The 26,157-nt window shown below is 61.1% G+C and carries 23 protein-coding genes and 1 pseudogene; 17 read left to right on the forward strand and 7 right to left on the reverse strand.

Features of this window, described 5'->3' with window-relative positions:
* Window positions 1-286 precede the first annotated feature (286 nt).
* The 4 genes and pseudogenes from coxB to AB4O22_RS26260 all read left to right on the forward strand — a co-directional run bounded on the left by coxB (window position 287) and on the right by AB4O22_RS26260 (window position 4,673).
* The gene (coxB, locus tag AB4O22_RS26245) at window positions 287-1,414 is read left to right on the forward strand and encodes a cytochrome c oxidase subunit II (protein ID WP_214511187.1); all 1,128 of its coding nucleotides are present in this window, start codon (window positions 287-289) and stop codon (window positions 1,412-1,414) included.
* Window positions 1,415-1,496: 82 nt separating this feature from the next.
* Window positions 1,497-3,089: a cytochrome c oxidase subunit I gene (ctaD, locus tag AB4O22_RS26250; RefSeq protein ID WP_003196332.1), complete on the forward strand. Its 1,593-nt coding sequence runs from the start codon at window positions 1,497-1,499 to the stop codon at window positions 3,087-3,089.
* 121 nt (window positions 3,090-3,210) lie between these two features.
* The gene (locus AB4O22_RS26255; protein WP_013691983.1) at window positions 3,211-3,762 is read left to right on the forward strand and encodes a cytochrome c oxidase assembly protein; all 552 of its coding nucleotides are present in this window, start codon (window positions 3,211-3,213) and stop codon (window positions 3,760-3,762) included.
* Window positions 3,763-3,786: 24 nt separating this feature from the next.
* A pseudogene (locus tag AB4O22_RS26260) lies at window positions 3,787-4,673 on the forward strand (cytochrome c oxidase subunit 3).
* 7 nt (window positions 4,674-4,680) lie between these two features.
* On the opposite strand, the gene AB4O22_RS26265 reads toward AB4O22_RS26260, so the two are convergent.
* Complete coding sequence (locus tag AB4O22_RS26265) at window positions 4,681-4,884, reverse strand: twin transmembrane helix small protein (RefSeq protein ID WP_003196325.1); 204 nt, start codon at window positions 4,882-4,884, stop codon at window positions 4,681-4,683.
* Window positions 4,885-4,954: 70 nt separating this feature from the next.
* On the opposite strand from AB4O22_RS26265, the gene AB4O22_RS26270 reads away from it, so the two are divergent.
* From AB4O22_RS26270 to AB4O22_RS26290, 5 genes are read left to right on the forward strand one after another with little or no spacing between them, the layout of a single operon-like run.
* The gene (locus AB4O22_RS26270; RefSeq protein WP_028237725.1) at window positions 4,955-5,692 is read left to right on the forward strand and encodes an SURF1 family protein; all 738 of its coding nucleotides are present in this window, start codon (window positions 4,955-4,957) and stop codon (window positions 5,690-5,692) included.
* Complete coding sequence (locus AB4O22_RS26275) at window positions 5,658-6,251, forward strand: hypothetical protein (RefSeq protein WP_003196322.1); 594 nt, start codon at window positions 5,658-5,660, stop codon at window positions 6,249-6,251. Before AB4O22_RS26270 ends, AB4O22_RS26275 begins: the two co-directional genes overlap by 35 nt.
* Before the next feature lie 10 nt (window positions 6,252-6,261).
* Window positions 6,262-7,341 carry a COX15/CtaA family protein gene (locus AB4O22_RS26280; RefSeq protein ID WP_003196320.1) on the forward strand — a complete coding sequence of 360 codons (1,080 nt, stop codon included), beginning with the start codon at window positions 6,262-6,264 and terminating at the stop codon, window positions 7,339-7,341.
* Entirely contained in the window at window positions 7,329-8,228 is a 900-nt protein-coding gene (cyoE, locus tag AB4O22_RS26285) for a heme o synthase (protein WP_069971270.1), read from the forward strand. Before AB4O22_RS26280 ends, cyoE begins: the two co-directional genes overlap by 13 nt.
* Complete coding sequence (locus tag AB4O22_RS26290; RefSeq protein WP_003196316.1) at window positions 8,225-8,860, forward strand: SCO family protein; 636 nt, start codon at window positions 8,225-8,227, stop codon at window positions 8,858-8,860. Before cyoE ends, AB4O22_RS26290 begins: the two co-directional genes overlap by 4 nt.
* Window positions 8,861-9,014: 154 nt before the next feature.
* On the opposite strand, the gene AB4O22_RS26295 is transcribed toward AB4O22_RS26290, so the two are convergent.
* Both AB4O22_RS26295 and AB4O22_RS26300 read right to left on the reverse strand, forming a co-directional pair.
* Entirely contained in the window at window positions 9,015-10,028 is a 1,014-nt protein-coding gene (locus AB4O22_RS26295) for a DUF3829 domain-containing protein (protein WP_460097465.1), read from the reverse strand.
* Window positions 10,025-11,593: a J domain-containing protein gene (locus AB4O22_RS26300; protein WP_460097467.1), complete on the reverse strand. Its 1,569-nt coding sequence runs from the start codon at window positions 11,591-11,593 to the stop codon at window positions 10,025-10,027. The genes AB4O22_RS26295 and AB4O22_RS26300 overlap by 4 nt, the downstream gene beginning before the upstream one ends.
* A gap of 569 nt (window positions 11,594-12,162) precedes the next feature.
* On the opposite strand from AB4O22_RS26300, the gene AB4O22_RS26305 reads away from it, so the two are divergent.
* Together AB4O22_RS26305 and AB4O22_RS26310 are read left to right on the forward strand one after the other, a co-directional pair.
* A complete protein-coding gene (locus AB4O22_RS26305; protein ID WP_223472431.1) occupies window positions 12,163-12,525 on the forward strand; it encodes a DUF6124 family protein in 363 nt (120 codons plus the stop codon).
* A 68-nt stretch (window positions 12,526-12,593) separates the two neighbouring features.
* Window positions 12,594-13,211, forward strand: coding sequence for a uracil-DNA glycosylase (locus tag AB4O22_RS26310; protein WP_123351243.1), 618 nt, complete (start codon window positions 12,594-12,596; stop codon window positions 13,209-13,211).
* A 60-nt stretch (window positions 13,212-13,271) separates the two neighbouring features.
* Here AB4O22_RS26310 and AB4O22_RS26315 read toward each other — a convergent pair whose 3' ends face one another.
* Together AB4O22_RS26315 and AB4O22_RS26320 are read right to left on the reverse strand one after the other, a co-directional pair.
* Complete coding sequence (locus AB4O22_RS26315; protein ID WP_223472432.1) at window positions 13,272-15,257, reverse strand: M10 family metallopeptidase C-terminal domain-containing protein; 1,986 nt, start codon at window positions 15,255-15,257, stop codon at window positions 13,272-13,274.
* 221 nt (window positions 15,258-15,478) lie between these two features.
* The gene (locus tag AB4O22_RS26320; protein ID WP_223472433.1) at window positions 15,479-15,892 is read right to left on the reverse strand and encodes a hypothetical protein; all 414 of its coding nucleotides are present in this window, start codon (window positions 15,890-15,892) and stop codon (window positions 15,479-15,481) included.
* A 134-nt stretch (window positions 15,893-16,026) separates the two neighbouring features.
* Here AB4O22_RS26320 and AB4O22_RS26325 point away from each other — a divergent pair, with 134 nt between their 5' ends.
* From AB4O22_RS26325 to AB4O22_RS26350, 6 genes are all read left to right on the forward strand, one after another.
* Window positions 16,027-16,872 carry a deaminase gene (locus AB4O22_RS26325; RefSeq protein WP_223472434.1) on the forward strand — a complete coding sequence of 282 codons (846 nt, stop codon included), beginning with the start codon at window positions 16,027-16,029 and terminating at the stop codon, window positions 16,870-16,872.
* 89 nt (window positions 16,873-16,961) lie between these two features.
* On the forward strand, window positions 16,962-17,573 hold the full coding sequence (locus AB4O22_RS26330) for a hypothetical protein (RefSeq protein ID WP_223472435.1): 612 nt from the start codon (window positions 16,962-16,964) through the stop codon (window positions 17,571-17,573).
* A 349-nt stretch (window positions 17,574-17,922) separates the two neighbouring features.
* The gene (locus tag AB4O22_RS26335; RefSeq protein ID WP_116643504.1) at window positions 17,923-19,044 is read left to right on the forward strand and encodes an AAA family ATPase; all 1,122 of its coding nucleotides are present in this window, start codon (window positions 17,923-17,925) and stop codon (window positions 19,042-19,044) included.
* A gap of 5 nt (window positions 19,045-19,049) precedes the next feature.
* Window positions 19,050-19,487: a bpX5 domain-containing protein gene (locus AB4O22_RS26340; protein WP_460097470.1), complete on the forward strand. Its 438-nt coding sequence runs from the start codon at window positions 19,050-19,052 to the stop codon at window positions 19,485-19,487.
* Entirely contained in the window at window positions 19,487-21,316 is a 1,830-nt protein-coding gene (locus tag AB4O22_RS26345; RefSeq protein ID WP_460105863.1) for a hypothetical protein, read from the forward strand. Before AB4O22_RS26340 ends, AB4O22_RS26345 begins: the two co-directional genes overlap by 1 nt.
* Entirely contained in the window at window positions 21,303-24,263 is a 2,961-nt protein-coding gene (locus tag AB4O22_RS26350) for a bpX6 domain-containing protein (RefSeq protein WP_460097473.1), read from the forward strand. Before AB4O22_RS26345 ends, AB4O22_RS26350 begins: the two co-directional genes overlap by 14 nt.
* 45 nt (window positions 24,264-24,308) lie before the next feature.
* Here AB4O22_RS26350 and AB4O22_RS26355 read toward each other — a convergent pair whose 3' ends face one another.
* Window positions 24,309-24,620, reverse strand: coding sequence for a tetratricopeptide repeat protein (locus AB4O22_RS26355; RefSeq protein WP_003196306.1), 312 nt, complete (start codon window positions 24,618-24,620; stop codon window positions 24,309-24,311).
* A 141-nt stretch (window positions 24,621-24,761) separates the two neighbouring features.
* A complete protein-coding gene (trkA, locus tag AB4O22_RS26360; protein ID WP_053161633.1) occupies window positions 24,762-26,135 on the reverse strand; it encodes a Trk system potassium transporter TrkA in 1,374 nt (457 codons plus the stop codon).
* Between the last annotated feature and the right edge of the window lie 22 nt (window positions 26,136-26,157).

Genomic DNA, 26,157 nt, shown 5'->3' on the forward strand with positions numbered 1-26,157 from the left:
GTCTCTTCCTTGCTACGTCGCAGTTATATCGATTTGCCATCACTCAGGTTCGCATCCTTCTCCATTCGCGGGCTCTAGTGCAAGCCCTGTCTGTTTCAAACGATTTACGCCATCGCGTTGCGAGGTTGCAGGTGCTGTCTATACTCGGGTTGGAATGGAGTTAGCTGATGACACCCGATTGCATGTGCAGCAAGGCGCGGCGAGTCAATTAAGCAGTCTGAATAGCCGATCCCTTGCCGCAGGCTTTACGCCTACGGGATAACAAGAACGATAAGGGGAACCCGCAATGACGCGACATCCACACGTATGGATGGGCCTCCTGTTGTGGTCGATTTTCAGCCAGGCACAAGCGGCCTGGACTGTGAATATGGCGCCTGGAGCGACACAGATCAGCAACGCAGTGTTCGACCTGCACATGACCATTTTCTGGATCTGTGTGGTCATCGGCATCATCGTCTTCGGCGCCATGTTCTGGTCGATGATGATGCACCGCCGCTCAACCGGCCAGAATGCCGCGCATTTCCACGAAAACACCCGCGTCGAAATCCTCTGGACCATCGTGCCCTTCGTGATCCTCGTGTTGATGGCGATTCCCGCCACCGCCACCCTGATCAAGATGTACGACTCCAGCGAGTCGGACATCGATATCCAGGTCACTGGCTATCAATGGAAGTGGCACTACAAGTACCTGGGTCAGGACGTCGAGTTCTTCAGCAACCTGGCGACCCCCGCCGAACAAATTCATAACCAGAGCGCCAAGGGCGAGCACTACCTGCTGGAGGTCGACAAGCCGCTGGTGCTGCCGGTCGATGCCAAGGTGCGCTTTCTGGTGACCTCCGCCGACGTGATCCACTCCTGGTGGGTGCCGGCCTTCGCGGTCAAGCGCGATGCGATCCCAGGCTTCGTCAACGAAGCGTGGACCCGCGTCGACAAGCCCGGCCTGTACCGTGGCCAGTGCGCCGAGCTGTGCGGCAAGGACCACGGTTTCATGCCGATCGTGGTGGAGGTCAAGAGCAAGCCCGACTATGAGAAATGGCTGGGAGAACGCAAGGCCGAAGCCGCGCAGCTTAAAGAGCTGACCAGCAAGGAATGGACCCTGGACGAGCTCAAGGAACGTGGCGACAAGATCTACCACACCACCTGCGTGGCCTGTCACCAGGCCGAAGGCCAGGGCTTGCCGCCTATGTTCCCGGCCCTCAAAGGCTCGAAAATCGCCACCGGGCCCAAGGCTGATCACCTGAGCCTCGTCTACCACGGCAAGCCCGGCACCGCCATGGCCGCGTTCGGCAAACAGTTGTCGGAAGTCGATATCGCCGCAGTCGTGACCTATGAACGCAACGCCTGGGGCAACAACAAGGGCGACATGGTTACGCCTAAAGAAGTGCTGGAACTCAAACAGGCGGAAAGCAAATGAGCCGGCCTGACGTTCGTTCCCGCAACCGGTCGGGGCTCACCGCCCCGCGCCGTCCAGCCCACTCGTTCGAAGGAGACAGGACATGAGTGCTGTGATCGATGACCACGGTCATGCCGGCGCCGACCACGCCCATGGCCCCGCCAAGGGCCTGATGCGCTGGGTACTGACCACCAACCACAAGGATATCGGCACGCTGTACCTGTGGTTCGCGTTCTCCATGTTCCTGTTGGGCGGCTCGTTCGCCATGGTGATCCGCGCCGAGCTGTTCCAGCCCGGTCTGCAGATCGTGGAGCCGGCGTTCTTCAACCAGATGACCACCATGCATGGCCTGGTGATGGTCTTCGGCGCGGTGATGCCGGCCTTCGTCGGCCTGGCCAACTGGATGATCCCGCTGATGATCGGCGCGCCGGACATGGCCCTGCCGCGCATGAACAACTTCAGCTTCTGGCTGTTGCCGGCCGCGTTCCTGCTGCTAGTGTCGACGTTGTTCACAGCCGGTGGCGGGCCTAACTTCGGTTGGACCTTCTACGCGCCGCTGTCCACCACTTATGCGCCGGAAAGCGTGACGTTCTTCATCTTCGCCATCCACCTGATGGGCATCAGCTCGATCATGGGCGCGATCAACGTGATCGCCACCATCCTCAACCTGCGCGCCCCTGGCATGACCCTGATGAAGATGCCGCTGTTCGTCTGGACCTGGCTGATCACCGCGTTCCTGCTGATCGCAGTGATGCCAGTGCTGGCCGGCTGCGTGACGATGATGCTGATGGACATCCACTTCGGCACCAGCTTCTTCAGTGCCGCCGGTGGCGGTGACCCGGTGCTGTTCCAGCACGTGTTCTGGTTCTTCGGCCACCCCGAGGTGTACATCATGATCCTGCCGGCCTTCGGTGCCGTCAGCTCGATCATCCCGGCCTTCTCGCGCAAGCCGTTGTTCGGCTACACCTCGATGGTCTATGCCACGGCCGCCATTGCGTTCCTGTCGTTCATCGTCTGGGCGCACCACATGTTCGTGGTCGGCATTCCGCTGGTGGGCGAGCTGTTCTTCATGTACGCGACCCTGCTGATCGCCGTGCCCACCGGGGTGAAGGTGTTCAACTGGGCCAGCACCATGTGGCAAGGCTCGCTGACCTTCGAAACGCCGATGCTGTTTGCCGTGGCGTTCGTGATCCTGTTTTCCATCGGTGGTTTCTCCGGGCTGATGCTGGCCATCGCCCCGGCGGACTTCCAGTACCAGGACACCTACTTCGTGGTCGCGCACTTCCACTATGTGCTGGTGCCCGGCGCGATCTTCGGGATCTTCGCCTCGGCCTACTACTGGCTGCCGAAATGGACCGGCCACATGTACGACGAAACCCTCGGCAAGCTGCACTTCTGGCTGTCGTTCGTCGGGATGAACATGGCGTTCTTCCCGATGCACTTCGTCGGCCTGGCGGGCATGCCCCGGCGGATTCCCGACTACAACCTGCAGTTCGCCGACTTCAACATGGTCTCGTCCATCGGCGCGTTCATGTTCGGCACCACGCAGATCTTCTTCCTGTTCATCGTGATCAAGACCATCCGAGGCGGCCCGCCCGCACCGGCCAAGCCTTGGGATGGTGCCGAAGGGTTGGAGTGGAGCGTGCCGTCGCCGGCGCCGTATCACACCTTCACTACGCCGCCGGAAGTGAAATAGATGACACATGGGACCTGTGTGGGAGCGAGCTTGCTCACGATAGCGGTGTATCTGACACACCGAGTCGTCGCTATCGCGAGCAAGCTCGCTCCCACAGGGTTCCCGGTGAGGACTGGAAACCATGGCTGATTCGATTTCGATGAAGAAACTGGTCACCCGCCTGCTGCTGGTGGTGGTGGCCATGTTCATCTTCGGGTTTGCCCTGGTGCCGATCTACGACGTGATGTGCAAGGCGTTCGGCATCAACGGCAAGACCGGCGGGCAGTACGAAGGCGAGCAGACCGTCGATGAATCGCGGCAGGTGCGGGTGCAGTTCCTGTCGACCAACGCGGTGGACATGGTCTGGGATTTCTACCCCAAGGGCGACCAACTGGTGGTCAAGCCGGGGGCGGTGAACGAGATGGTGTTCGTCGCCCACAACCCCACCAACCGGCCGATGAGCGCCCAGGCGGTTCCGAGTATCTCGCCCAGCACCGCGGCGGCGTATTTCCACAAGACCGAATGTTTTTGTTTTACCCAGCAAGTGCTGCAACCCGGCGAACGCATCGAAATGCCCATGCGCTTCATCGTCGACCGGGACATGCCCAAGGAAGTGAAGCACCTGACGCTGTCCTACACGCTGTTCGATATCACCGCTCGTCATCCACCGGTGGCTCTAAACACTGACCGATAGCGTGCCCGATAAGGAGAACAATAAATGGCAACTCACGAACACTATTACGTTCCGGCCCAGAGCAAATGGCCGATCATCGCCACGGTCGGGATGTTCGTCACGGTGTATGGCCTGGCGACCTGGTTCAACGACCTGAAGGCGGCGCGCCCGGAATCCCATGGCCCGCTGATCTTTTTCATTGGCGGCCTGCTGGTGGCCTACATGCTGTTCGGCTGGTTCGGCGCGGTGGTCAAGGAAAGCCGCGCCGGGCTGTACAGCGCACAACTCGATCGCTCGTTCCGCTGGGGCATGAGCTGGTTCATCTTTTCCGAGGTGATGTTCTTCATCGCGTTCTTCGGTGCGCTGTTCTATGTGCGCAACATCTCGGCGCCAGGCCTGGCGGGTGAAGGCACCAAGGGGCTGTCACACATGCTCTGGCCGAGCTTCGAGTTCGCCTGGCCGTTGCTGAACAACCCGGACCCGAAACTCTTTCCGGCGCCCAAGGAAGTCATCAGCCCCTGGGGCTTGCCGCTGCTCAATACCATCCTGCTGGTCAGCTCCAGCGTCACCGTCACCATTGCCCACCACGCCTTGAAAAAGGCCATCGCGGTGCGCTGAAGATCTGGCTGGCGATCACCGTGCTGCTGGGTTGCGCCTTCCTGGGCTTCCAGGCCGAAGAATACATGCACGCCTACAAGGAACTGGGCCTGACCCTGGGCTCCGGCGTCTACGGTGCGACGTTCTTCATGCTCACCGGTTTCCACGGCGCCCACGTCACCATCGGCACGATCATCCTGTTCGTCATGCTGATGCGCATCATGCGCGGGCACTTCGATAACGAGCACCAGTTCGGCTTCGAGGCGGCGAGCTGGTACTGGCACTTCGTCGATGTGGTGTGGATCGGTTTGTTCGTCTTCGTCTACGTGCTCTGAGGCACGACTACCAGGGCGCGTGGGATACCAACTGGCCGCTGAAAAAACCCCAGGCGATCAAGCCGACGGTGACGGCGGCCAGACTGACCCGAATCGCCAGGGCGATGACCAGGCGATTGGAGTTGCTGTCGTCCTTGACCAGAAAAAACAGGCCGCTGAACAGGCTGACAACCGTGGCAATCAGCATCAGGACGATGGCTGCTTTTAGCATTAGGGACACTCCGGGGGGACGCGATGCACGTGAGTATAGCTATCCCGTTCGACGGCTTTCGGACGGCGCCATGAAACACTTCCGGCCGGGTATCGTGCCGTCGCTGGTGGTGGCCGTGCTGGTGCCGGTGATGGTGTGCCTGGGGTTCTGGCAATTGAGCCGCGGCGAACAGAAGCGTGTGCTCATGGAAAATTACGCCGAGCGCCGCGTTGCGCCGCCGATGGACAGCACCGAGCTTGCGCACACCAGCGATCCGGCCTTTCGACTCGTAACTCTGCAGGGCCAGTTCGATGCCGAGCACAGCATCCTGCTGGATAACCGCCAGCACGACGGCAAGGTCGGCATCGAGTTGCTGCAACCGTTCCTCGACCACCGCACCGGGCTGTGGCTGCTGGTCAATCGCGGCTGGTTGCCCTGGCCTGACCGGCGCACCCCGCCGGTCTTCAACACGCCGGAACAACCGGTGAGCCTCCAGGCCTGGGTCTACGTGGCACCGGGCGCGACCTTCCAGCTTCACGCCGACCCGGCGGGCGCCCCGTGGCCGCGACTGGTCACCACCATCGAACCGGACAAGCTCTGGGCCGAACTGGGTCGCAGCGGCTTCACCTATGAATTACGCCAACAAAGCGGCCCCGGCGCCTACCGGACCGATTGGCCGGTGGTCGCCATGGGCCCGGAAAAACACCTCGGCTATGCCGTGCAGTGGTTCGCCATGGCGACGGCACTGTTCGGCCTGTTCCTTTATCTCGGATGGCACAACGCAGGGAGACACCATGGGAAACACCATGAATCCAACCAACACGTCTGAGGCGCCCGTGGTGCCCAACCGTCGCAAGGGACGCCTGCAATTGCTGCTGATCGTGCTCGGGGTGATCGGCCCGATGATCCTGGCCACCGGCATGTACAAATTCCAGTTCTGGGTGCCCGACAGCCGCAGCTACCACGGCGAACTGATCGGCAACGGCCAGACCCGCGCCGAGATTGGCGTACAGGCCGATGAACAGCGCTGGCAGATCCTGGTCACCGCACCGCAGGAATGTTCGGTGGATTGCCGGCAACTGGTGTACCTGGCCCGACAGGTACAGATCGGCCTCGGCCGCGACGCCTCCCGCGCCAGCCACGCCTTGGCTATCGCGCAACCGCTGGATGCCGAATATGACGGGCAACTGCAGCGTGAATACCCGCAGTTGCAACGCTACCCACTGGACCTGCCGGCCTACCAGAAAGGCGCCCAAGGCTCCGGCGGTGCGCAACTGTGGATCATCGATCCCCACAGCAACCTGGTGCTGCGCTACGACGCCCGGGTCAAGGGCAAGGACCTGCTCAACGACCTGCGTCACTTGCTGAAACTGTCGAACATCGGATGAGGGCATCGACATGGCCAAACCTGGATTTCGCCTCGCACTGTTTGCCACGCTGCTGGCACTGATCGTCGTCCTGCTGGGCGCCTACACCCGGCTCACCCACGCCGGCCTCGGCTGCCCGGACTGGCCCGGTTGCTACGGGTTCATCAGCGTGCCCAAGAGCGAAGCCCAACTGGCCCATGCCGAGCTGCATTTCCCCGACACCCCGGTGGAGGCCCATAAAGGCTGGAACGAGATGGTCCATCGCTACTTTGCCGGGACCCTGGGGCTGTTGATTACCCTGTTGGCCGCCCGGGCCTGGATGAACCGTCGTCACCCGGGCCTGCCGTTGAAACTGCCGCTGTTCCTGCTGGCCGTGGTGTTCGCCCAGGCGGCGTTCGGCATGTGGACCGTAACCCTCAAGCTGTGGCCGCAGGTGGTCACCGGGCATTTGCTCGGCGGCTTCGCGACGTTGAGCCTGCTGTTTCTGCTCACCTTGCGCTTGTCCGGCGTATTGCCGGCGCTGACCGTGCCCAAGCGCCTGCAACATTGGGCCACGGCCGGGCTGCTGCTGGTGATCGGCCAGATCGCCCTCGGCGGTTGGGTCAGCTCCAATTACGCCGCCGTGGCCTGCATCGATTTCCCCACCTGCCACGGCCAATGGTTGCCACCGGCCGATTTTGCCAACGGCTTCCACCTGACCCAGCACATCGGGCCGAACTACCTGGGCGGGCAACTGGACAGCGACGCCCGCACCGCCATCCACCTGACCCACCGCATCGGCGCCTTGCTGGTGACCGTGGTGCTGCTGGGGCTGGCCTGGCAATTGAAGACTGTCGGCATGACCCGGCTGGCCGGGCTGGTGTTGGCCGCACTGGCGGCGCAGATCACCCTGGGCATCAGCAACGTGCTGTTCCATCTGCCGTTGCCGGTGGCCGTTGCCCACAACGCCGGGGGCGCGGCACTGCTGCTGACCCTGGTATTGGTCAACTATCACGCCCGTACCAGCCTGGTCCGGGTCAAGCATCAAGTCCCGCTGCGCTGGCGGTTCAACCCGCCTAAACACGGCGCCAGCCCCATAACAATAAAAGGAGAGATGCCATGGCAACCTTGACCGGTGAACGCCACAGCCAAGCGATATGGCGCGATTACCTGGAGCTGACCAAGCCCAAAGTGGTGGTGCTGATGCTGATCACCTCGCTGGTCGGCATGTTCCTCGCCACCCGTGCCGGCGTGCCGTGGACGGTCCTGGTGTTCGGCAACCTGGGCATCGCCCTGTGTGCCGGCGGCGCGGCGGCGGTCAACCATGTGGTGGACCGGCGCATCGACGCGGTGATGGCCCGCACCCACAAACGGCCATTGGCCGAGGGACGAGTCTCCCCCGCCGCCGCCCTGACCTTCGCACTGGCACTGGCGGTGGCCGGCCAAGCGTTGCTGCTGGCGTTCACCAACCCACTGACGGCCTGGCTGACCCTGGCCTCCTTGCTTGGTTATGCGGTGGTCTACACCGGTTTCCTGAAACGGGCGACGCCGCAGAACATCGTCATCGGCGGCCTGGCTGGCGCGGCGCCACCGCTGCTGGGCTGGGTGGCGGCCACCGGGCATGTCAGCGCCGAACCGCTGCTGCTGGTGCTGATCATCTTCGCCTGGACCCCGCCACACTTCTGGGCCCTGGCGATTCACCGCAAGGAGGAATACGCCAAGGCTGACATCCCGATGCTGCCGGTGACCCACGGCGAGCACTACACCAAGATCCATATCCTGCTGTACACCCTGGTGCTGCTGGCGGTGAGCCTGATGCCGTTCGTGATCCATATGAGCGGGATGCTGTACCTGGTTTGCGCGCTGGTGCTGGGCGCCAGGTTTCTGCAATGGGCCGTGGTGTTGTACCGTGGCAGTCGGCCGCACGCGGCGATCAACACCTTCAAGTACTCTATTTATTACTTGTTCCTGCTGTTCATCGCCCTGCTTGTAGATCATTACTTACTGTTGAGCCTATGACTCGAACCCAGAAAACCGTCTTCATTCTCGTGGCCGTGATCGCGCTGATCCTCGGCCTGACCATCAACAAGGTGCTGTCCGGCAAAGGCCAGGGCGACCCGACGGCGCTGATCGATGCCGGCATCATCCTGCTGCCCCAGAGCCGCAACCTGCCGGACGTGAAAATGACCGACCAGGACGGCCAGCCCGTGGCGATGGACGGGTTGAAAGACAAATGGAGCCTGCTGTTCTTCGGCTACACCTTCTGCCCGGACATCTGCCCGACCACCCTCGCCCAACTGCGCCAGATCAAAAGCGAACTGCCGCCCGAGGCTGTGGCCAAGTTGCAAATCGTGCTGGTCAGCGTCGACCCGAACCGCGACACGCCCAAGCAACTCAAGCAGTACCTGGGCTACTTCGATCCGCAGTTCATAGGTCTGACCGCCGCTTCCGTCGAAGACCTGCAGAAACTCGCCAATGCAGTGAGCATTCCGTTCATCCCGGCGGACACTAGCAAGCCCAACTACACGGTCGATCACAGCGGCAACCTCGCCGTGATTGGCCCGGACGGTACCCAGCGTGGGTTTATTCGGGCGCCGTTGAATAACCAGAAACTGGTGGCGCAGTTGCCGGAGATGCTCAAGCGTAAATAACGGGCGCAACCTTTGTAAAATTGCCACTGCCAAGCTGTAAGAGAAGGAAATACACCGGAATTAATTAACAATCCGCCCCTTTATTTCTGGCGATTTTCAGCCAATAAGGGACAGTTTTTTATTTCCAGCAAATCTATTCCTTTTCATTGAAGACTCAAAAGGCGCTGCGCGCCGATCTGTTGTAGAAGCTGAGCAAGACGTCGTAGCGACGGGTGACGAGGGCAAAGTCGTCACTCAGTTGCTGCGGCGTCGCACGCTCGAGCCAGTGCTGCTGCAGGCTTTGCAATGCTTGCAGGTACGCGTCCGCCGACGGCGTGATGGTCTGCCAGAGGCCGTTGGCAAACTCTTCCCGTGGCTTGCCGGGGTGAAGGCGCACATAGTCCTTGCCCTGCATGCTCGCCTGTTGCACCGCGTCGATCAACGGCGCGAGGGTCGTTGGGGTCAATGTGGCGAGGTACGCCCCTTGCTCCAGCTCATCCACCGCAGTGCGTGCGGCAATCATGTAGTTGAGCAAGTGCCAGTGGATGTCCTGGCCAAGGCGCGCCTGCAGCAGCACCCGTTGTGCAGGGCGCAGGCGCACGTCCTCGCGTTCCAGGCGAGTGCGCAGTTCGATGGAGGCAGCCATGTAGGCATCGCCCTTGATGACCATGGCTTGTGCTACCCGGCCCTGTGGCGGTCGAAAGCCCGTCTGACCCGACCGCTGGTAGAAGTCGAACGAGTTGGTCAGCGGCGTGACGTCCTGCAAGGCCAACACGTATCGCCCGGCCGCATTGATCAACTGGCTATCGGGTTCCAGGCGCTCAAGCTTGCCGGTGATGCGTTGGGTGCAGATATCGTTTTGCAGCTCTCTGCCCAGGGCTTCGTCGTGGTCACCGAACTCTTTGAGGATCCGGTCCATCTGCACCATGGACTCGTAGGTCTGCTGTTCGAAGATGGAGGGCCTGTACCATTGCTGGTGGGTGTAGCCGTAATAGAACAGGCGCCAATCCCGGTCGACGCGGTTCATGCAGTCGATGATCGGCGCCAGGGCGCTGGCCTTGGCGGTTTCGGGACTGTCGAGCTTGTCGAGCCACAGTTGCACTTGCGCCACCTGCTTGCTGGCGCCGGCCAGGCCCAGCAACCCCAGGCCCAATGTCAGAGCGATGGAGATCAACCATTTCGGATTCATCGTCTGGCCTCCTGGCCATACCATTGCGCCTCGGTGGCGGGGGCCTGGCATTCCTGTGCGGTGGCGGGCAGGCGGCTGCATAGGCGCTCGGTCCATTGCTGCAAACCCTGGTTGCGATTGACCTGATATTGGAGGTCGAGCATTTTCAATCCACCATACAGCACCACACACGCGGCGATGCCCAGGGCGATCATCCGGGTTGGCCATTGGGCGTTGCCGGTTGTCCACGGGGTGTGGGTTTTCAGGGTGTGCCGCTTGAACAGGCCGATGGCCGTCAGCACGAGCAGCAGCGTCACGCTGGCCGCCGGGCCGATTTTATAACCGGCTGCGGCCATCATCGCGGCGCCCGGCAGCAAGTCGCGCAGCGGCAGCAGCGGCAAGCGCGTTGGGCTCAGCCACCGGGGGAGCAGGGCGCTCAGGCGCTCATCCAGCAGACGATACCGATGGGCCATCGGGCGCCACACATGCCACCCCACGAAGCCGCCCATCACGATGGGTATCGACCACAACAGGCCGATGCCGAGGGTTCGCAGCAGGTTGCCTGCCAGGGATTCGGCGTGTACCAGGGCGCTAACCATGCAGCCCACGATGGTCGCCAACACCAGCGGCCAACTGTCGAACGTACGTTCCCAACCTTGCCAGAAGTAAGGCGTGCCGCCTGGCATCGAGGCCGCCACCGTGGGGTGGTCGGCATAAATATCGTCGCTGAGCCGTTGGCAGGCGGCCCAGTCGTCTTCGTTCAAACGCTGGGCGAAGGCACGGCGTTGGCCCAGGGTCATGGGGGCCAACAGCAGGCGCGCAGCGCGTTGCTGCGGGGTGCAGGGAGGCTCGGTCGCCAGCTCGCGTTGCCGGACGATGAACTGCGGGCTTTGCTGGCGCCACAATAGCCGCGGCCAATCGTCGGGCGGGCCGGTACGGTCGCTGCCGCCATGCCAGCCCTGGCCGGCGCACACTGCTTCAAACACCGTCGGCGACCAATAGCGGCTGTCCAGCAGCAGCTTGGCCAACCAGGTATCGAACCACTGCGCATGGGGACTCTTGTCGATCCAGGGCTGACGCAAGCGCGCCTCATAGGCGTCCAGGAATCCGGCTTCGTCGTGCTGTTCGAGGGCCCGGCGCAAGGATTTTTGCAGCGCGGCCTTGCTTTGCATCTCCAGGGATTGAATCAGCGCGCAGGGCAGTTCCAGGCGTTGCCCGGCGCTCAGCCACTGGAAGGTTTCAAAGGCCCATTGGCGGTCATCGAGGCTGACTTCCTGGGTATCGACGATGCGTTGCAGCAGCGTGACTTCAAACATCAGCCCGGCGCCGCTTGCCAGCGCCTGCTGATACTGCTGTTGCAGAGTCTCGGCAACGACGACAGTGGGCGCATGCTCCACGGACGTCAGCGGCTCATCTTCCTGCTGCCATTCGCACCAGCTCAACGCTTCTTCATAGGCTTCGCGCAGACGCTGAAAACACTCGGGGTCGTCATCCGGGCGGGTGTTCTTCAGCAGGACGGCGTATTGGCGTTTGATTGTGCGGGCGTCGGCATCAGGGGACAGTCCGAGGACATTCCAGCAACTCATGTGCGGTGCAACTCCATGAACAACGGCATCGCCCTCCTGGTGGGCGATGCAATGGAGCGCACCTTACCTGTTTGCCGCGAATCTGTCCTTGGCACAGCGCTGGCTATTGGCCAACAACCCAGCGGTAATGACTAGAAAGCAACAGCCCCGATCCCTGTGGGAGCGAGCTTGCTCACGATGAATCGACACGATTCCAAAGCAAAAATACCCCACCCGCATCGCCAAAAAACCTCCCTCCTACAGCCCTCACCTACACCCCACTATCAAGCTACGCATCCTTGCGCCTTTGCCTACAACTACGCCAGAATCCGCCCGCTTGTGCGTCTTGTCCCCGGGTTCTATTGTCTTCCTGCCACTGCCCATCAGTGGTCGGGTTTAGTAGCCCGAGGTAATCGAAGTTGTACAAGCGCTTCTCAAACAGGGCCCTACCCTGTTCTTGATGGTGGCTGTACGCAGGGCGCTCAGGCGCGCCGGCTTCTTCGGTTCCCCGGTCTACTAACCTGCGTACAGCTGCCACCCCATTGTTTAGTAGCTTCGGGGTGTCGGCATCACATCTGGAACCGAAGCATATGTTCAAAATTACCCCGAATCCGCCAGAGGCAGATTCCACTTCTACATCCGCAAAATCCAAAGCCAAGCAGCAAGACGAAACCACCAAGCGTGTGCTCGATCACTACTTGCTACCGAAACCGGATAAATCCCAAGACGACCCCAAACCGGGGCAGCTATACGCCGTCGTGAAAGGCCTCGATAACGAATGCTTGCTCGCCAACCTCAGCGAGACGCTGGCTTCGGCTGATGCCATGGTGAGTGACCTGGCGTTTGATCTGGAGGGATCGAGGCGTCATGTGGCGCAGGGGATTCAGCAATTGATTGAGCTGAGTTCGTTGCTGGCGAATCGCGTGTTGGATAACGTGGAGCCGCGGCAGTAGTTTTTTTCCCAACGGAAAAACCCGACGTTTTGCGTCGGGTTTTGGTTCTTGGACGATTGAGTGTTTTCATGACAATTGAATATCACGATACACCTCGAAATTTCAGGCACCCAGAACTTGTAGCAATGCGGCGGCATATGCTCCATGAACCTCACATTGCTCCACTGACAGCCTATGTAGAGGACCTTCGCGCCAAACACCCTGACTGGGAATTTCCAGACTTTGACCCCATGGATGGCGGGGTAGATGCGGACATGCTCTTTTTGCTGGAAAAGCCCGGCCCCATGACGTCCCCCCAAACGAAACAAAAGGGTTCTGGCTTTATCTCGCGTAACAACAATGATTCAACTGCTGAAGCGTTCTTCACCTTCTCCGAACTGGCGGAAATCGACCGCAAGAGAACGGTGCTGTGGAACGTCATACCCGGATGGAATGGCACCATCAAGATAAAAGCTGGCGAGAGACGTGCTGGTGTAGAGGAGCTGGCAGGCCTCTTGACGCTGCTGCCCAGACTCAAAACGGTGGTGCTGGTAGGCCGTCAAGCAGGAAAGGCTGCCAGGTTCATGCAGTCAATGAACGTAAAAATATTTGCGTCTGCACATCCTTCACCCAAGGTCCGGAATATGAACAGGGCGATGTGGGAGCTAATACCAGGAGTATGGGCGGAGGCCAGCCGGGCTCAATGAGATCGTTCCCACGCTCTGCGTGGGAACGATCAAAGAGTAAGAAATAACCAGCTTTGCGTTTTACACCCAGAAGTCATTAGCCAATCCAACCAATTTAATGGCCTCTTCTTGCGAGGGCTCGGCGAAGATGATGTTCAAGTTACCGTAACCAGAGTGGTCCCCTACCAAGCTCAACTCGAATCGAGCCCCAGACGCATCGGCTTCGTAGCTCTTCAAGTAAGTCAGGTCCTTGGCTTCATTGAAAATCACGTCCAACGTGCCGTCGTAACCATTTCCCAGCCGGGTAAAGCCCAAGGCGGATAAATCGATCGTGTCTTCACCCGCGGTATAGTCAATCAGGCGATCAGTGTGGTTTTCGGTGGCGGTGCGGTAGCTGTCGCTCAGTCCGTCGAAGCGGAACACATCGTTGTTACCGCCCCCCACCAATTGGTCCCGGCCCTCTGCGCCAACCAATACATCATCCCCTAGCGCTCCATAAAGGCGATCATCGCCCGCGCCCCCTTCGATGATTTCGCCGCGAGCGTTGCCTTGTAAACGATCGGCCCCCTCGGTGCCCGTCAACCTGGCTTGCTGAAACAGGAGGTTGGTTTCATTCAGCGCTTGGCCCAAGTTACCGTCGAAGACCACTTCGAAGCGTTCCCCATCGGCGTTGGCCTCGAAGCTTTTGAGGTAGGTCCGCGTCCCGCTTTCATTGACGCGTATCGCCAGCGTTCCGTCGTGTCCGTTGCCCAGCCCGAGGAAGCCCAGGGAGGCGAGGTCGAGCGTATCGGTGCTGGGGTCGAAGTCAGTGATTCGGTCGCTATGGGCCGCGGTGGCGGTTCGGTAACTGTCTGTGACTGACTGGTAACGGAAGGTATCGGCCCCGGCACCGCCCGTCAGCAGGTCACGACCTTGCTGGCCGTCGAGCAGATCGTTACCGGCCCCGCCAAGGATCGCATCGTCGAACGAGGCGGTACCGAGCAAGAAGTCAGCATCGCGGCCACCGTCCAGGTGGTAATAGCCGTCGTCGGGATTGCCAAAGCTGTGGTCCAGGCGACCGTCGGGGTTCAACTGGACCAAGGCGGCCAGATAGCCGTCCGCGCTCGTGCCTTGGCTTCCACCAATCAATAGCTTGCCGTCGGCCCGCACGATCATGTCGGCGACTGCGAAAGGCGCGCTTTCCGAGCCCCAACTGACCCGACCCTGATCGCCGAAAGCGGTGTCGAGTGAGCCGTCAGCGTTGAGTCGGATGACGCTCGCCATGCCGCCCGAGGCGCCTGCCAGCAGGATTTTGCCGTCATCCTGGATGACGAGGGCGTCTGCGTGAACATCCAGGGCCAGGCTGCCGCCGTTCGCAAAGCTGCTATCCAGCGTACCGTCCGGGTTGAGGCGGGTCAGGGTATCTTGCCCCGTGACCAATACCTTCCCGTCTCCCTGCAGCGAAACGTCGAACGTGCTACTGGGGTGAATGCCAACGGTCGCTGGTAGGTGCAGAATCCCAGCCTCTCCAAAAGACGAGACCAGAGCCCCCGTCGCGTCGAAGCGGGCAATATAGATCTCCCCAGAGGGGTACCCTGCGCTTGCGAAAAAGCTACCGTCGCTTTGCGCAGAGAACGACGCTTGCTGGCCAAAGTCACTCCAGTAGAAAGGCACTGTCGCGGTGCCGCCGTTCCCGAAACTCGTATCGAGGCTGCCATCAGCCAAAGTACGACTTACGCCCGAAACCCAGGCGTTGCCTATGTTCACGTAGTGCGTCACCAGGTAGGCCCCTCCCGGCTGCACTGCGGCATTACCGCCGTCCTCGATATCGAGCGACACAGGGAGCAGGGATCTACCGTCGCCACTGAAGTTGCGGTCCAGGCTACCGTTGGCATTGAACCGGACCAGGCTGCCGGTGAAGCTTGAATCCTCTTCGCCTCCTCGTCCCAGGCGACTATAAGCGCCAAGCCAGATAGCACCGTCTGGATCGACCGCGATACCTGCGATTTTGTCCGAGCCCCATAAGGTCGTGGCGACCATGCCTGTTTTTTGCGCAGTTGAAGCGGCGGGCGAAATGCTCTGGCTCATGTCCAAGCCTCCGATAGATTTGGCGCCAAAAACTATAGACACGGCTCAGTCAGGTTGCCATTTACGGCAGCAGCACCACTTGCGTTCGAATCTCGTCCTCAACGAATCGTTTCATGGTCGTCTCCGATACGATCTAGATGATCAGAAGCTAGATCATCCTCGGCGTATTCCGGCTAAGCTCGCTTTTCACTGGATTGAGGACATTACCGGAGGGGGTTGGGTCAGATATTGGCAACTTGGGGAACAATAGATTTACCCATGCAATTGACCGCTGCAAAGTATTTACGGCCGCTTGAGTGGAGCAACTTTGCATGGCATTCGCAACCATATTCGCCGCTGTATTGGCCATCAGGTTTGAAGAATAGTTTGGCCTCGTTGAGGTCGGATATTAAAAATCCTTCAGATTTCAAAATCTGCTCAAAACGATCACATAATGAAGAGAGGGCGGTGGGAAGATGGGGATGACTGCGAAGCTCCTTCGGGTATGGGGTCGCACTCAGTAGATCCACCGTCGCGATCGGCTCCCCGGTTGCTTTAAGTGCTTGCAACAAATGTGGGTGTACGTACGACAAACTGCTCGCGGCATGGTGCGCAATACTTTGACAGACACTACTGAGGCGGCGATGAAAAGGCATTCATTCTTCCTGATTTGGTTTGCGAGCTGCGTCGAGCTGCTGGATTCCTAGAAACCTATGGTGCCTCAGGCTCCTGCATCATGGGGCTCAGCGCTGTATCCTGACCGGGTTTTGTCGCTACCAAGGATCCAGGTATGTCGCTTCCCGGCAAGAACAATGCTTTCTCCGATACAGATCGCTTTTTCATGAGCCAAGCTATTGATCAAGGCAGACGCGCAATGCCTGATTGCCTGCCGAATCCACCTGTAGGGTGTGTCATCGTGCGTCACGGTTCCATTGTCGCCAACGGCTACACGCAATCGCCGGGACAACATCACGCGGAAGCAATGGCGCTTTCGCAACTGGCGCAAGGCCTCGACGACATGACGGCCTACGTCACCCTGGAACCTTGCTCATTTGCCGGTCGGACGCCTTCATGCGCCCTGGCGTTGATCAGCGCGGGGGTTACACGCGTGCATGTCTCGATACTGGATCCAGATCCACGCAATGCCGGAGCAGGTATCGCCATTCTTCGACAAGCGGGGATAGAGGTCGCCGTGGGCTTGCTCGGAGGCCAGGCTCGCCGGGATATGGGGCCTTATTTGCACCGCAGGCAGCCGGAACACCAGCAAAAGACCATGAAAGCCTTATCAATTGTTCGGCCTAATGGAAGCAAGATCGCTTCCGGAGAGAAAACGCTAGAAGTCCGCCGCTGGCATCCCCACCTGAATCCTTACGAAGATCTTTTGGTTGTTGAAAATGGGCGATTTCTTCACACCGATGGTGATGAAGACGAAGGTATTGCTGTTGCAATCGTGCGTGTAAAAACAGTTCGCCCATTCGAAGTCGCAGATGTGCAAGCCGCATGCGCAAGCCGTTTTTCGGAGGGCTGGCTCGCATGGGAGTTAAGCGATGTGCGGCCCATCACACAGCCGTTCGCGGTGCGAGCGGCACGAGGTATCTACGAGGCAGATTTCCCATTCGTTTATAGCCCTCATTAACGGGAATACGGGGACGGATCATTCTGATCAATGCCTTTCGCTCAGACCTTGTATCTTGACTCATGAAATTTTGATTTGAGAACCGACAGATGTTATCCGCACAACAGGCCAGTGCAATCGTACTCGACCTCCATAACGAGTCGGTCAGAGACGGCGGTCCGGAGCGATTTGTTATCCAGTCTTGCGAGCTTTCTCCGAATGGCGACTATTGGATAATTCGCTGCAACACCGAGGACTGTGTGGTGCATGGTAAGACCGAGTATTGCTATGTAGGCGTCAATGCCCACTTGGTAGAGGTCAGATCCGGTGCGCTTGAGACGGTAGCTAGTTGCTTCAGCGTTGAGGAGTATCTGCAAGACAAAGACGACCTTCGTGCAGCAGCAGGTGAAAGTTATGTACTGATGCCGGCATTTTCTAGAGAGAGCAAAGCGGCACTGATCAGCCTTCGGCAGAAGCTGGAGTGTTCCTACCCGGACAGCTTTTCGCTTCTGTCGGTGGCCGGCCGACGGTGGTTTACAGGCAAGCGCAGGCACCTGGAGGATGCCCAGCGACTGCTCAACATCGAAGGCATCGCGACAGACATCAAGCTACAAGCAGACCCGCAAGGTGCCATTACTATCGGGCCGGAAACCTGGCACATTAATGCGGTACTGAAGGCGCTTCACAAAAAGCGACGCCAGCTCGGCGATTCAGATCACTAGCGGTAAGGGTTGCCTATTTTTCTGACTCAGGCACCTCGGGATGAGCCCCCTCGCCCCAGAGTTTTGTGTGTGCTGGCTGCTTGGCGGACTGGTATTGAAAACGAGGTGGGCTTTTTTATGAGTGCTTCGCACTCAAGCGGGAGCAAGCTCCCTCGCCACGGGGCGAATCTGCCCGTTTTCCCTTCCGCCAACCTCCTCAATCCGCCGCCTCCTCATAAACACTCCACCAAATACCCAGTAAGGGCTGACGCATACAGCCTCAAGCTTGCGCATCGCATGCCGATGAACTTGCCAGTTCGCCCTATCCTTCAGGCAAGATGTGCCCCTCCAGACTCAAGGAAGATGCCCCATGTCCGCTTCGCTCGATCTCGCCGCCAGTCAGATCCGTCACGCCGTTCGCGCAGCCACCGAGGGCTTGGTCGGTCGCGAGCAGTTGGCCGAGCTGATCGTACTGGCGGCTGTCGCCCAGGAGCACATTCTGGTGGTGGGCCCGCCCGGCACGGCGAAAAGCGCCGTGGTGCGTCGGGTCGCGCAATCCATGGGCGGTCGCTACTTCGAGTACCTGCTGGGCCGCTTCACCGAGCCTTCGGAATTGTTTGGCACGGTCGATCTGAAGAAGCTGCGTGAAGGCACGGTTGAAACCGATATCAGCGGCATGCTGCCTGAAGCCGACATTGTGTTTCTGGATGAAGTGTTCCTGGGCTCGACGGCCATCCTCAACACTCTGCTTGGCGTGCTCAACGAACGACGTTTTCGCCGTGGTCACACCCAGGTCCAGTGTCCCTTGCGCGTCTGTGTCGCAGCGGCGAACGGCCTGCCCGACGACGAATCGCTGGCAGCCTTTGGCGATCGCTTTTTGCTGCACCTGTTCGTGGACGCAGTACCCGACAACCAGCTCGAAGCGATGCTGGCCGGCGGCTGGCAGTCGGAGCAGCGCCCGGTTCCGCAACTGCTGGGACTGACTCAGCTCGACACGCTGGGCCACGCGCTCAAGGATGTCGATTTGTCACAGGTGCGGCCAGCGCTGGCCCAGGCCATCCGCCGGTTGCGGGAGGCCGGTATACAGCTCTCCGACCGACGTATCGTCAAATCCCAGCGCCTGATCGCAGCGGCGGCTTTGCTGCGCGGGCATCTGGAAGCCAGCGAAGCCGACCTCTGGCCGCTGCTTTACGTGCTGCCGACCCGGGAAATTCAGCAGCACGGCCGTGAGGTGTTGCAGGATCTTTTTGCCCAGTGCAGCAACAGCCATCTGTTCAGTGCCGTCGAGGAAGCGACGCTGCAACCGATGGCTCGCCTGCATCGTCTGCTTGAAACGGCAGAGGATTACCTGGAGCGCAGCGAACCGCCTGCCAGCCCGTTGCTGGAAGCGCTGTTGCGCGAAATCGATGCCAACTTCAACAGCCAGACCATTCCCCAGCGTCTGCATGAGGCCCGCGGACAAGTGGCCCATCTGCTGACAACCCAGGCATGACGAACATGGTCGCCGCCACTGTCATCGATTGGAACTGGCGAGTGCGGCGCGAACCCGGACAACCACAGGCTGCCGTGGCCTGGGGCGAAGTCGCGGCGCGCCTGCACGCACGGCTTCTGCGCATGCCCGAAGACCAGACCGCGCACCTGCAAGCCACTGCCAACCGTGACGTGCTGATCGTCACGGGCAATGCCGATAACCTGCCGTGGGTCGAGGGCGTCGATTACGCCTGCACCGAGCCCGCCGCACCCGGCCTCTGGCTGCCCACCAGCTGGGAACCCGAAGTACCGCTGGACCTGATGGGGCAAGCGTTGCTCGGCAGATTCGCGCGCGCGCCACTGCTGCTGTGGCATGCCCCCAGGGTAGTGGTGCCGCTCGACCGATGCCTGCCCGTCACGACCCGGCACCTACAACGCATTCAGGATGAGTGGGCAGGTCGCTGATGCAATTACCGCAATCCCTGCAACCCTGGCGAGATTGGCTGCAATGGTTTCCCCCCGAACAGCTGCCATTGCTGGCGGATCTGTTCGCACGCCTCAATCCGCTGCTAGGCCCCTTGCGCGGCATGCAGCAGGGCGGCGTACCCGAACCCGACGGCCTTGGCGATCTGCAACGCCGTGGTCCGTATGAACGACTGTTGGCCAGCGAGTGGTTGCTGGCCGATGAGCTACCCGACGAATTTCTGCGCAGGGCGGCAGTGGGCGAACATCTGTTCCTGGCACCGCAATATCGCACTCATCAGGCCAACCGCATGATCGTTGTGCTGTTCGACGCCGGCCCACTGCAACTGGGCGGGCCGCGACTGGTGCACCTGGCGCTGCTGATCCTGCTTGCCCGCCGTGCCAGCGAAGCCGGGGCCGAGCTGCGCTGGGGTATCCTGCAAAACGCGCCACAGTTGCAGGCGTTCAAGAGCGCAGCGCATTTGAAGCAACTGCTCGACGCCCGCACGTACCAGACCGTCAGCGATGAGCACTGGCACACCTGGCGCGCCTGGCTGTCGGAGCAGGATTACGACAGCGGCGAACGCTGGATCGTCGGCCAACGGCTGCCCGCCACCGACGCCCGCTCCTGCACTCATCGGGTCCAGATACAGCGCAGCCTCGATGGCCGCAGCCTGATGGTCGCGCTGCAAGACCGGGCCACCCGACAAGTTGCCCTGCCCAACCCCGACCAGCGCCTCGCCTTGCAATTGATCAAGGGCGAGTTCGACATCGCGCGACAGATGGCGCGCACCGCGGTCAAGTCCCTCATTCCACGGGTTGCACTGACGCTGGCCCCGATCATTGCCAGCAGCGGCTTCCATGTCGCCCTGAAACTGCTCGACGAGCCCGGGCTTGTGGTGATCAAGCTTCCCGCTCCCCGGCAGAAAAAACCACTCGATGTTCGCCGCACGCTCTGGAATAACCGCAGCACGCCACTGGCGATCACGTTCCCGGGCCGCATGCCCGGCGCGATCCTGAGCCTCGACGAGCAACTGGTCTTTTGGAACATGCCTGGCCTCAAGCCCGTCGCCCGACCCGGGCGTGAGCAACTGCAGATGCCCCCGGGCACTGCCACGCTGCTGCCCATGGTGTGGTTGCACAACGGCACCTACGGCAGGGTTTTCCTGCTCGACAATAACGGTCATCTGGCCTTCTGGGTGGTCGACAGCGGCAAGCTGCCCACCCCGCACCAGCCCGGTGTCACCCACTCGATAGCCGATAAGGTGGTGGGCATGGCGCAGGTCGATCGCAACACGCTGGCCTATCTGCGCCATGATGCCGGTCGATTGTATGTCCACCGGCTCAATTCCTGGATCAGCCAGTCCACAGGCCATGTGGTCGGCACGACGAAGGACATCGATCAGGTTCTGTTCCCGGCAAGTCCATGCTGGGAGCGCGCCTTCCACGGTTGCGCGTGGATGCGCCTGGTCGACGAGCAGCAGCAGTGGCAGATGGTGGCTCCGGACCTTCAGACCGGACAGATCGATCTGGCACCCGGCTGGAAAGGCCTGGGGTTGTTGATTGGGGAGGACGAGGCGCTGTCCATGGTCCTGCTCGGCCCCAACCAGCAGACCGTCGCCCTGTACTGCGGGGGTGAGCAACGTGTGCTGTTCACCACCAACGAGACCATTGCCAGGATCAGCTTTTGCCCGATGAGCGGGCTGGTCGCCGCCCTGACCAAGGCTCGGGAACTGGTGGTGTATGCGGTCCGGGACGAGCGCAGGGTGTTGCAGGTCATGTGCAACCAGGCACAAACGCAGTCGGAGGACGACACCCATGTCCGGACCTGATGCAGTCACTATTCGCCGTCCGGCACTCAGCGGTTATCAACCGATCGAAGCGCTGTGGTTCCCCGTCGAGCGCTTCAGCGAGCAGGAACGGGCGCGGTTGATATTCACCCACTGGCAAACCGACGCCAGGGCCGAACGCTTTGCCGACGGCGACCTGCTGCGCTTTCCCAAGGCACGCGCCATGCTTTGTGAAGGGCTCGCGGGTTGGCCACTGATCCGCCAAGGCCGAACGCTTTGCTCAGCCCGGTTGAGTCCTGAAGAAATGCAGCGCCTGGCCCACGCCGATGTCTGGCTGGTACGCGGCACGCAGGTCAATGCCCTGCACCTGCACGACGCCACTACGCTGGCCCCCGGTCAATGGATCGACGTCAGCCAGTACGCGCTACTCGACACTTACGACTGCCAAGACGTATTGCCGGAACCACAAGCCGACCCTCTGGCAGTACAGACCGACATACGGGAAATCCTGGGTGACTCGCTTGCGCCGGTCAGCCCCGAGCGGGAGGCGGTGATGCAAGCCCTGCTGGAGCGCCAGCGTCAGGCCGCCACCCCTGGCGGACCTGCGGCGCGTCACACGCCCAGCCCCGCGAACAACCGGCAGCGTACCGACGCGTTGAAAAACGCCCTGCCAGGTTTCATTGGGCTGGCCGTGGGTACTGGCCTTTACTGGTTTCTTTCGGTCAACGGTCTGCACTTGCCGACCGCTACCCCAACTGCTGAGAGAGCCAAGCCGCCACGCCCTGTGGATCCCTCCACATTCGATCTGGGCAGTGTCTTGGTTTGGACGGTCGTCGGCGCGGCGCTCTTCACCCTGATACTGATGGCCGTGCGTGCCTGGATGCGGCGCAATGGCACACACTCGGCAGCAAGCAACACGCCTCCTTCCGCTACCGCCAATGCTGCCCGCCCCTCAAAGCCGCCCGTGCCGCCACGGGCGTCGGGCCAGCCACGTGGCCCGGCCAGGTGGCGGCGCTGGCTGACGCGCCTGACCCAGAATTCACGCTTGTCAGCGCTGTACGGAAAGCGGCAGGCCGCTTATATGCAACGCATGCTGGAAATGTTCGAAAACGGCGATCTGGAAGAAGCACTGCGCCACGCCATTCCGCTGGGCGGCGGCCAGGGCAATGCAGGTCAAGCCTTCGGCACACCTAGCAGGCGCCAGGATCTGGCGCTCACCCAGCATTCAGGGCCGCGCACCAGCATGCTGTTTGAGGTAGATCTTGAAACCCACCTCAGGCAGGTCTACCGGCAGTCCTTTGAGCGACTGGATCGCGAGGGGCGTATCGAGGAAGCCGTGTTTGTCCTGGCCGAACTGTTGAGGGCACGACAGGAAGCGCTCGACTATCTGGAAAAGCACCAGCGCTATCAACAGGCGGCTGACCTTGCGCTGGCCTGGGACATGCCCACCTCGACCATCGTCCGTATGCTGTGCCTGGCCGGGGATTGGCAGCGAGCGTTGCAAGTCGCGCGGCGCGACAACGCGTTCGCCGATGCCGTCATCCTGCTCGAAAAGAAATGGCCGGAAGCTGCCGCGCGCCTGCGTCTGGAATGGGCGCTGGCCCTGACCGAAAAAGGGTTGTGGTTGCAGGCGGTGGATGTGATCTGGAGTCTGCCCGCAGAGCACGAACGCGCCACGCAATGGCTGCTGGCCGCCGAGGCCGCAGGAGGTAGCCTGGCGATCGGCGCGCTGGTGAAACGGGCGATCCTGCTTCCCGACACCCTCTCAACATACGAAACCTGGGTCGAAAAACTGCGCGACGACCCCGAGCGGGTCATGGAGCGCGCCACACTGGCCCAGGCGCTGCTGACGCACAAGGCCCATAGTCCCGCGCTGGCCTGGCTGGCTGCCGCGACCGTACGGGCGATGATCTGTGATCAGGCCGGGCCACACGCTCATCTCACCCGGAACCAGCTTCAAGCGCTGGTAAAAATGAGCAAGGACAAACTGCTACAAGCGGACCTGCCTGGCAGCGCCCTGCCCAAGAACAGACTTCTCAATCAGGGCCTTGAGCGGGCAAGCACCCCCTTGTCGTTTACGGCGCCAGAAAGAGGCAACCGGACACTCTGCGATGCCGTGCCCTTGGCTGACGGACGCTACCTCCTGGCGCTGGGCGAAGCTGGCGCATCGGTGGTCGAAGCTAGCGGCAAGACGGCCTTTCACTTTCCGGTGCCCGCTCAGACCCTCGTGCTGGGCCACAGCCGGCAGGTCGCGCTGGCGCTGGCGCGTCGCGGCGACGTCTGGCGCATCTGCAAACTGGATCTGGTCAATCGCAGCGCCAGCGATCTGGGCGTGCTGATGTTGGATGCCTTCGCCAAGCATTTCGACGGCACGGCCTGGACCGTCGGCCGAGGCTCGCAATTGCGCGTCGTGGATGTGGATCGCCGGTTCGAAACACTCTGGCACGTCGGCGATCTGCCCGGGCAAATAGGCTTCCTTCGGGACGACGAGCGCAACGAATCCGTATTGCTGGACACTCCACACAATTTCCAGCTCTGGCATTACCGCCTGCCCGACCGCCGATTGCTCAGCCGCGACTCCATGCCCGCGAGGCGTCAGGAACACAGTTGGCAGGTGTATAACGCGGCAGGCCGGACCACTGAGTTCTGGATCGAGCACGCAGCCGACAGCGATCCCGTGCTGATGGCGTACGAGAGCGGCACGAGCAAGCGCTATCCCTTGCCCGGCCTGATTCAAGCGTTTACCGATCCGTTGCACATCTACTCGTTCGAGCAGTGGCTGGTGGCGTGCTACGCAACCGGCGACGATGACGCACGCTGGCACTTCATCCACCGCTACAGTGACCGGCTATGCGCCGTCCTGCATTGGCCGCTGCATGATGCGCAACTGCGTTGCGTGGGCAATGAATGGGTAATTTTCGACCATCAGGGCCGGCTGTTGCATATCGACACAACCAGCTCTATGACTCGAACTCTATCGGTGCAGTGACGCACTCAAGCGGAAGCAAGCTCCCTCGCCACAGGTGCTTGGCGTTCAGGGGTGACGATCCAGCTTCTTGAGGAACACGGTCATTTCTTTTTCGGCTTGTTTGTCGCCGTGGGCTCGGGCGGCTTCCAGGCCTTGTTCCCAGGCTTGGCGGGCTGCCGGTAGGTTGCCTTGGCCTTGGTGGGCCTTGCCTAGGAGTTTCCAGGCGGCCGAGTATTTGGGGTCGAATTCGACGCAACGTTGGAGGTGTTCGGCGGCTCGGGGGAATTCGCCTAGGTCGAGGTAGCCCTTGCCCAGGCCGAAGCGCAGCAGGGCGTTGTCCACACCCTTGGCGAGCATTTTTTCCAGGGAGTCGAGCATTTTAAAAACTCCTCATGACTAAGATCGTTCCCACGCTCTGCGTGGGAATGCAGCCCGGGACGCTCTGCGTCCCCTCAAGAGCCGAACGCAGAGCGTCCGTAGAGGCATTCCCACGCAGAGCGTGGGAACGATCCGTGGTGGTCAGAAGAAGCTCAACCCCACATGGAACAGCTTCTCGACATCGCGAATGTGCTTTTTGTCCACCAGGAACAGGATCACATGGTCGCCGGTCTGGATCACGGTGTCGTCGTGGGCGATCAGCACTTCTTCGTCGCGGATGATCGCGCCGATGGTGGTGCCCGGTGGCAGGCCGATGTCGCGGATGGCCTTGCCGATCACTTTGCTGGATTTGGCATCGCCGTGGGCAATTGCCTCGATGGCTTCGGCCGCGCCGCGGCGCAGGGAGTGGACGCTGACGATGTCACCGCGGCGCACGTGGGCCAGCAAGGTGCCGATGGTTGCCAGTTGCGGGCTGATGGCGATGTCGATGTCGCCGCCCTGGATCAGGTCGACGTAGGCCGGGTTGTTGATGATGGTCATGACCTTCTTCGCCCCCAGGCGCTTGGCCAATAGCGACGACATGATGTTGGCTTCGTCGTCGTTGGTCAGGGCCAGGAAGATGTCGGCGTCGGCGATGTTTTCTTCCAGCAGCAGGTCGCGGTCCGAAGCACTGCCCTGCAATACCACGGTGCTGTCGAGGGTGTCGGAGAGGTAGCGGCAGCGCGCCGGGTTCATCTCGATGATCTTGACCTGGTAGCGGCTTTCGATGGCTTCGGCCAGGCGCTCGCCGATCTGCCCACCGCCGGCGATGACGATGCGTTTATAGTTCTCGTCCAGGCGGCGCATTTCGCTCATGACCGCGCGAATGTTCGCTTTGGCGGCGATGAAAAACACTTCGTCGTCGGCTTCGATCACCGTGTCGCCCTGGGGCAGGATCGGCCGGTCACGGCGGAAAATCGCGGCGACCCGGGTATCCACATTCGGCATGTGCTCGCGCAACTGGCGCAGTTGCTGGCCCACCAGCGGCCCGCCGTAGTAGGCCTTGACCGCCACCAGTTGCGCCTTGCCTTCGGCAAAGTCGATCACCTGCAAGGCGCCGGGGTGCTCGATCAGGCGCTTGATGTAGTTGGTCACCACCTGCTCGGGGCTGATCAGCACATCCACCGGGATCGCTTCGTTGTCGAACAGGTCGGCGCGGGTCAGGTAGGACGCTTCGCGCACCCGGGCGATCTTGGTCGGGGTGTGGAACAACGTGTGGGCGACCTGGCAGGCGACCATGTTGGTTTCATCGCTGTTGGTCACGGCCACGAGCATGTCGGCATCGTCGGCGCCGGCCTGGCGCAGCACCGTCGGCAACGACCCGCGACCTTGCACGGTGCGGATGTCGAGACGGTCGCCGAGGTTGCGCAGGCGTTCGCCGTCGGTGTCGACCACGGTGATGTCGTTGGCCTCGCTGGCCAGATGTTCCGCCAGCGAACCGCCGACCTGTCCTGCGCCGAGGATGATGATTTTCATCCAGTCACTCCTATCGAATCGG

This window comes from Pseudomonas sp. S3_B11, assembly GCF_054667715.1.

Excerpts from the sequence above, each read along its gene's own strand:
- coxB (WP_214511187.1), top strand. The coding sequence starts at position 287 with ATGACGCGACATCCACACGTATGGATGGGCCTCCTGTTGTGGTCGATT.
- ctaD (WP_003196332.1), top strand. The coding sequence starts at position 1,497 with ATGAGTGCTGTGATCGATGACCACGGTCATGCCGGCGCCGACCACGCC.
- AB4O22_RS26255 (WP_013691983.1), top strand. The coding sequence starts at position 3,211 with ATGGCTGATTCGATTTCGATGAAGAAACTGGTCACCCGCCTGCTGCTG.
- AB4O22_RS26265 (WP_003196325.1), bottom strand. The coding sequence starts at position 4,884 with ATGCTAAAAGCAGCCATCGTCCTGATGCTGATTGCCACGGTTGTCAGC.
- AB4O22_RS26270 (WP_028237725.1), top strand. The coding sequence starts at position 4,955 with ATGAAACACTTCCGGCCGGGTATCGTGCCGTCGCTGGTGGTGGCCGTG.
- AB4O22_RS26275 (WP_003196322.1), top strand. The coding sequence starts at position 5,658 with ATGGGAAACACCATGAATCCAACCAACACGTCTGAGGCGCCCGTGGTG.
- AB4O22_RS26280 (WP_003196320.1), top strand. The coding sequence starts at position 6,262 with ATGGCCAAACCTGGATTTCGCCTCGCACTGTTTGCCACGCTGCTGGCA.
- cyoE (WP_069971270.1), top strand. The coding sequence starts at position 7,329 with ATGGCAACCTTGACCGGTGAACGCCACAGCCAAGCGATATGGCGCGAT.
- AB4O22_RS26290 (WP_003196316.1), top strand. The coding sequence starts at position 8,225 with ATGACTCGAACCCAGAAAACCGTCTTCATTCTCGTGGCCGTGATCGCG.
- AB4O22_RS26295 (WP_460097465.1), bottom strand. The coding sequence starts at position 10,028 with ATGAATCCGAAATGGTTGATCTCCATCGCTCTGACATTGGGCCTGGGG.
- AB4O22_RS26300 (WP_460097467.1), bottom strand. The coding sequence starts at position 11,593 with ATGAGTTGCTGGAATGTCCTCGGACTGTCCCCTGATGCCGACGCCCGC.
- AB4O22_RS26305 (WP_223472431.1), top strand. The coding sequence starts at position 12,163 with ATGTTCAAAATTACCCCGAATCCGCCAGAGGCAGATTCCACTTCTACA.
- AB4O22_RS26310 (WP_123351243.1), top strand. The coding sequence starts at position 12,594 with ATGACAATTGAATATCACGATACACCTCGAAATTTCAGGCACCCAGAA.
- AB4O22_RS26315 (WP_223472432.1), bottom strand. The coding sequence starts at position 15,257 with ATGAGCCAGAGCATTTCGCCCGCCGCTTCAACTGCGCAAAAAACAGGC.
- AB4O22_RS26320 (WP_223472433.1), bottom strand. The coding sequence starts at position 15,892 with ATGCCTTTTCATCGCCGCCTCAGTAGTGTCTGTCAAAGTATTGCGCAC.
- AB4O22_RS26325 (WP_223472434.1), top strand. The coding sequence starts at position 16,027 with ATGTCGCTTCCCGGCAAGAACAATGCTTTCTCCGATACAGATCGCTTT.
- AB4O22_RS26330 (WP_223472435.1), top strand. The coding sequence starts at position 16,962 with ATGTTATCCGCACAACAGGCCAGTGCAATCGTACTCGACCTCCATAAC.
- AB4O22_RS26335 (WP_116643504.1), top strand. The coding sequence starts at position 17,923 with ATGTCCGCTTCGCTCGATCTCGCCGCCAGTCAGATCCGTCACGCCGTT.
- AB4O22_RS26340 (WP_460097470.1), top strand. The coding sequence starts at position 19,050 with ATGGTCGCCGCCACTGTCATCGATTGGAACTGGCGAGTGCGGCGCGAA.
- AB4O22_RS26345 (WP_460105863.1), top strand. The coding sequence starts at position 19,487 with ATGCAATTACCGCAATCCCTGCAACCCTGGCGAGATTGGCTGCAATGG.
- AB4O22_RS26350 (WP_460097473.1), top strand. The coding sequence starts at position 21,303 with ATGTCCGGACCTGATGCAGTCACTATTCGCCGTCCGGCACTCAGCGGT.
- AB4O22_RS26355 (WP_003196306.1), bottom strand. The coding sequence starts at position 24,620 with ATGCTCGACTCCCTGGAAAAAATGCTCGCCAAGGGTGTGGACAACGCC.
- trkA (WP_053161633.1), bottom strand. The coding sequence starts at position 26,135 with ATGAAAATCATCATCCTCGGCGCAGGACAGGTCGGCGGTTCGCTGGCG.